Origin of the sequence: Gordonia marina, from assembly GCF_052036135.1 — a bacterium.
Classification (GTDB): domain Bacteria; phylum Actinomycetota; class Actinomycetes; order Mycobacteriales; family Mycobacteriaceae; genus Gordonia.
In genome coordinates, this window is sequence record NZ_JBPSDN010000070.1 from 1 (window position 1) to 5,786 (window position 5,786).

5 protein-coding genes and 1 pseudogene are annotated in these 5,786 nt (G+C 64.6%); all 6 read right to left on the bottom strand.

Annotated features, from left to right (window positions below; all coding sequences use genetic code 11):
- Positions 1-322: 322 nt before the first annotated feature.
- Complete coding sequence (locus ACSEEN_RS21190) at positions 323-901, bottom strand: PIN domain-containing protein (protein WP_371307221.1); 579 nt, start codon at positions 899-901, stop codon at positions 323-325.
- A 43-nt stretch (positions 902-944) separates the two neighbouring features.
- Positions 945-1,379 (bottom strand): helix-turn-helix domain-containing protein, encoded by a 435-nt coding sequence (locus ACSEEN_RS21195; RefSeq protein WP_371307222.1) that lies wholly within the window; start codon positions 1,377-1,379, stop codon positions 945-947.
- A gap of 862 nt (positions 1,380-2,241) precedes the next feature.
- A pseudogene (locus ACSEEN_RS21200) lies at positions 2,242-2,681 on the bottom strand (prevent-host-death protein).
- Between the two features lie 223 nt (positions 2,682-2,904).
- On the bottom strand, positions 2,905-3,561 hold the full coding sequence (locus tag ACSEEN_RS21205; RefSeq protein WP_298441114.1) for an ABC transporter ATP-binding protein: 657 nt from the start codon (positions 3,559-3,561) through the stop codon (positions 2,905-2,907).
- A complete protein-coding gene (locus tag ACSEEN_RS21210) occupies positions 3,558-4,643 on the bottom strand; it encodes an ABC transporter permease (RefSeq protein WP_298441118.1) in 1,086 nt (361 codons plus the stop codon). The genes ACSEEN_RS21205 and ACSEEN_RS21210 overlap by 4 nt, the downstream gene beginning before the upstream one ends.
- A gap of 65 nt (positions 4,644-4,708) precedes the next feature.
- Positions 4,709-5,290, bottom strand: coding sequence for a TetR/AcrR family transcriptional regulator (locus ACSEEN_RS21215; RefSeq protein WP_371307224.1), 582 nt, complete (start codon positions 5,288-5,290; stop codon positions 4,709-4,711).
- Between the last annotated feature and the right edge of the window lie 496 nt (positions 5,291-5,786).

Sequence of the window (5,786 nt, forward strand, 5' to 3'; positions counted from 1 at the left end):
CCGAGCGTCTGCACTCATCGATCGGCTATACCTCGCCGACTGACCATGAGGAGCGCTACCGTCAGAACGTCGCCTCAACACCCGAGGTGGCCTAATCCAGGTCTCCGACCGGACCAGGACGGTTCACCATCGACCACCCGCACCGACTCGAAGACCGATTTGCCCGTCGCGCAGTGGAGCAAAGACAACCTGGCATGGCGATCTCGACGCCGAGATTGATCGTCCAACACTGTTCCATCCATGAGCTGCACCTCAATGGATCGCATCAGATAGTGCGGAACGACCCGCTGGACCGCAGCGAAGTCCGACTGCTCCGGCCCGTTCATAGCTGCTGGAGCCTCAACCTGACGCGTTCAGCGAACCGCGGACAATCCGCATCATCAAGCGCCGCCGGCAGATTTGCCCCACCTGAGGGCTTCTTAGCGCACCAATACTCGAGTTGCTCCCCTGACACACGGCGCACCGTGTCCGGCGAGGAATCGTCTACCAGCACGAAGAACTCATCCGGGTGATAGATCTCGTAGGGCAGACCGTCCCGGTCCTCCTCGCTAAGGCTGGTGAACCCCTTATCCGCAGTCAGAACGATATCGACACCGGCCGCGACGGCCGCCGCATGAACATGAGCATCGTCTGGATCCGACCCGCAGTACCCCGGAGCACCGGCAGGGTAGTCCTCGACACGGTAATCGAGCTGCTCGGTGATCCGGTCATGGACCGAACTCGTCAGATACCCCGGAGCATCGGGCTTCTCGCGACGGAGCGTGTAGACGACCTCGGCGATCACGTCCTCGGTCGTGCAGACCGAGAACATGTCGCCGGCATTCCGCAGCAAGAACAACCAGTCGCGCAGCGTCCTTGATCGGATGACGTTCGCATCGACGAAGACCTGAGTAGCTCCCACCAAGGCAGACTACCCAGGACCTGGCGTAGCCCTCGACGGTGACTCAGTATTGATCGAGCTGCTCATCGAGCTCGCGCAGCGCTGCGAACGCCTCACGCTGACGCTCACGACGAACGCGCTTGAGCTCACGCACATCCGATAGGCGAACACGGCGATGCGACCCAACCTTGTGAGCCGGCAACTCGCCCCTCTCGATCATCTTCACGACCGCCTGCCTCGACACTCCCAGGTGCTCCGCAGCCACCCCTGTAGTCAGCTCGTCAGGAAGCGTCTGGACAGAGATTGCCGCACCCTCGGCAACAGCCGACAGGACAGCCTGAATGATCGCGGACAGCTCACTCGGCACCGCGACCGTACGATCGCTCGCGTCAGCAAGCGCAATCGACGACACTGTCGGAACAGCCTTGAGCAGTCCCTGCGCGGCACGCTGGTAGCGATCGTCATCGAGGAGCAGACTCCGCTGAATCGTCGCAGTCATGGTTCCCACCTCCACCTTTTGGTTACACCATCAACCGTAACTAGTTGCGTCTATATTCGCAACCAAGTGTACGGAGACGTGATCTCGAGCATGCGACACGGACACAAGCAGCCCTCCTTGTCGACCCCACCTCGATCGGGGGACAATCTTCTTAACCGGGACGGAGGTCAGATGAGCGCGCTCACGGCACAGCAGAGGTTCAGCTCGTTACGAACAACTGTGCAATCAGCGAGAAATTCTGGCGTGCAGTTTGGTCCGCAGCTCAAGTCGAGCGGCGCGGCACGTACCTGCTGATCACCCCGTCACTGGGCCCTACGTTGCGGTTCTCCGAGGCCACGGTCTCCACGGCAGTCACCACCGTGGATCTCCGCGTGACCACCGATGCTGCCTGCGCAGATCGACTGCGAGCAGCAGGCTTCGAGGTAGCTCACGACGGCACACAAGCGGTCGATGTGAACGGCACGGACTCAACGATCCACCTCATGCAGCCAATGTCAGGAAGAGGCACTCGCCAAGATCTCTGACCAGGCCACATGCCACCTACCTCGCAGATCGGCACACGCAGGACATAGTCGCATCTGCCAGCCCGGACCACTCAACGGCGACGACGGATCCACCGCACTACCGCACCACTCACACAAACAGGAGCTTGCCGTCCTAGCTACTTTCGAGACCTGCCACAGCTGATCCTGGATCTGCCGATTTTCGTGCCTAGCCGCCTACACCGCCGCGCTGACGCCGATCGTCGAACGCCATGGCCACCAGCACGTTGGCGAGATCACCCGGCAGCACGCCGAGGCGCTGATCGCCGACCTGCAAGAGGGGCACGGCCCAGGTGACCGCAAGTGGAAGCGCACCAATATCAACTCGATGCTCGCTCGCTGACATCAGCCTGGCCGAGGCCGGCGGCGAGTGCGGTCGCCGTCTCGCGCCACGACGTCAGCTCTGCGAGCACGCGATGCGGTTGGTCGGTGGAGAACGAGGCACGCGCGGCGTCGACGAGGTCCTGCGCGCAGGTCTCCCGATCCTTCACCGACAGCGCGAGCAGCCACGGGAACACGTTCGCCATCCGGTCGGCGAGGGGGCTGTGGTCGTCGACTGCCGCCCCAATCAGCTGTGCCGCGAACTCCAGCATGCGGTTTCGACTCTTGAGGTGACGCCGCGACATCAGCACGAGGTCCTCGTCATCGAGTCGAATGGCGGTCACCGGGTGATCCTCCGCCCTGAGCGAACACCTCGGCGGAGAGCTTGCTCGAGTCCGAGGGGACGACGCGTGGTGGTACGGAACAGTGCGGTGGACATACGCCAATCGTGTTCGGAACGTGTGCAGAAGCTCATGGCGATATCAGATAGCGAGGGTTGGTTCGCGCGGGAATCGTCGCGCCGAAACGGGACGGTTCGGCACTGTGTCGCATGCCTGAACAGCGCCAGGAAGCAGCGGGATCCACCAGTCCGAGAAGCAGCTTTCCGGCTGGTGGAGTCGCTGCCGCACGACTCGATCGATGATCAAGCCCCTATGCGGGCCTCAGTTGCCAGTGAGGGGAACCACCCGGTCGGCCGCCTCGACCACTTCGGGGTCGTGTGTCGCGACGACGGTGACGCACCCGAACTCGGCGGTCACCCGGTTGATCAGCTCCACGATCTGGCCGGCCTGACTGCGGTCCACGGCCGCGGTCGGCTCGTCGACCAGCAGCAGTGCGGGACGGTGGATCATGGCGCGGGCGATCGCCACGCGCTGGCGCTGGCCACCCGAGAGATGTTCCGGTCGAGTCTTGAGATGGCTCGACATGCCGACCTCGTCGAGGAGCTCCGCTGCCCGAGGGCGCACCCGCGCAGCCCGCTGACCGGCGATGACTCCCATGGCGACCACCTGGTCGAGCACGGTGAGGCCGGGGAACAGGTTGCCGGACTGGAAGACGTATCCGATGTGTTCGCGGCGGAGTCGGTCACCGTCTCGGACCGACAGCGAGGTGACGTCGGTGCCGTCGAGTTCGACGGTCCCCGACGTGGGGCGACGTAGCATTCCGGACACGCCGAGCAGCGTGGACTTGCCGGACCCCGACGGGCCGACCACGGCGGTGACCTGCTTCGTCAGGAAGCTCTCGGTGAAGCCGTCGAGAATCAGCAGAAGATCGTCGCCCGAACGGTATTCGACGGTGATGTCGTGAAGGTCGAGGCTCATCGGGAGGCTCCCAGCATGGTCAAGGGGTCGGCGGTGACGACCCAGCGGAGGGTGACGGCGGATCCGACCAGCGAGGCTGCGATCACAGCGAAGGTAGTGGTCGCCAACGAGGAGAACGGCAGGTCGAACGGTACTGCGTCGCCCAGCAGGAGGCCGAGGCCGTACGCCACCGCCGATCCGATGATCGTCGAGAGTCCGACCACCACGGTCGCCTGAGCCAGGGTGGCGCCGATGAGCGACCACCGAGAGACCCCGAGCGCACGCTGGAGGGCGTACACGCCTTGGCGCTGCAGCACCCAGACTGCGAAGAAGGCGGCCACGATCAGCGGAGCGATCACGTAAAGGAAGGCCAGAATCGAGTTCATCGTGAGGCGCTCGCCCGAGTACCCGGGGGCGGCCTCGAGCATGACGCTCGGCGCCGAGACCGTGGTGCCGCCGACGGTGGCGGGGGGGTCGCCACCCAAGACGGCGATCGCGGCCGCAGTCCCGCGCTGGTGCTCATTCAGGTCGGTAGTGCCGTAGCGAACCGTTCGCCACGTCTCCAACGAGGTGTACGCCGCCGGAACGTGACCATACGAGACCGGTGCCACGGTGCCGACCACACGCAGCACCACGTCGGTGTTGTCGATGGTGATGTCGTCGCCGATCGCGATGCCGTCGTCGAGCAGCTTGGTCGAGACGACGATCTCGCCGGGGGCGATACCGAGGCGCTCGCCGGATTCGGCGCTCGGCGTGAGGGGCCCGTTCGGGGCGACACCGATGACCGCGAGATCGGCCACCGAACCTCCGCGGGTCTCCCCGTGGGTCATGCTGATGCCGAACGGCGTCGACTCCACGTCGGGCCGATCGTGCCATGCCTGGACATCGGCTGCGGAGATCGTGCTCCGGTTGAAGTCGGTCGCGTTGTCGGCGAAGGCGACCGATTTCGCGTTCATCGCCCGCAACGCGGACACCGTATCGTTGCCGAGGCCGATCGTGAACCCTGAGACCATGCCGACGAGCGCTGCTACGAGCGCCACCACGAGTCCGATCATCGCGAAGCGGCCCCATGCCGCTCGCAGTTCGCGCAATGCGATGAACACTGCCACTCCCAATCCGTTGAGACACCCTGTCGCGAACGAATGGTACGCGCCTGCGACAGGGTGTCTCAAAGGTGGGTGGCGGTGGTGACGACCGCTGCCGCCGCACCGCACATGAACTCGATGACCTCGCCCGCGGGAGCGTCCGGTCCCACCAGGGTCAACGCCGAACCGACCAGCGCATCGATCGCCGCGATGAGCAGATCGGGCCGCCGACAGTCCAATTCCGCGACGGTGTCGTGCAGGACTTCCGAGATCTGCTGATGCATCTCGACGATGCGACGTCGAGCCGAATCGGAGAGGTTGGCCCGCGAGTGTGAGCTCTGCAGCGCGTGCTCACCGCTCGCCGCCAGTGTCAGATTGCTGCGGACGTAGGCGACCACGCCGGCGCGAGCATCGGGTGCGTCGGCGACCGCGGTCGCGACCGCCGCCGCCCAGTCTGCGAACCCCTGAGCCACCACCAGGTCGATGAGATCGTCCACGGACGCGACATATCGATAGATGCTGTTGCGGGCGATCCCCGCCTCGGCGGCCACCGACCCCGCGGTGAGCTTGCGCTCGCTGAGGAGAATCCGCTTGGTGCCTTCCAATAGCGACGACAAGACTTCCTCGCGGTGTTCGGCGAGCGTGTCGGCACTGATCTTGGGCACGTCGTCCTCGGGCCTTCCGTACGTTGGCGGCCAGGTGAGCCGCGGGGTGATCGCGGCCTGGAGTCTACTAGCGGAACTGCTCGTCGTGACGTCGATGAGCATCCGGTCGCTCCCGGCGCGAGCGTCGAGGCGTCGGCGTCACCCGGTGACAGCGGGTGTCGTCGACGGGTAGTAGCCTTCCCGATATTCGGTGCGACCGCTAGGGGATTCGGTCGGCCACCTCGGGGGAGGCACTCGTATGCGCGGGGTACAACTCGCTGTCAGGTCAATTGCTCTGGTGGTCTTGGCGCTAGGGCGTGTCTCCTTATTCGCGTAGCCAGGTCAGAATCGCTGATAGGACGACCGCGGCACGGTAGGTGATGGCGAGTTTGAACCGTCCTGGGTCTGGTGGAGACCGTGAACGCACCAGGAGAATGCGATCATGGCAGCACCACGAAAGTTCGATTCCGAGACCCGTGAGCGGGCCGTCCGGATGTACCACGACCGGCTGAAGGAG

Excerpts from the sequence above, each read along its gene's own strand:
- ACSEEN_RS21195 (WP_371307222.1), bottom strand. The coding sequence starts at position 1,379 with ATGACTGCGACGATTCAGCGGAGTCTGCTCCTCGATGACGATCGCTAC.
- ACSEEN_RS21205 (WP_298441114.1), bottom strand. The coding sequence starts at position 3,561 with ATGAGCCTCGACCTTCACGACATCACCGTCGAATACCGTTCGGGCGAC.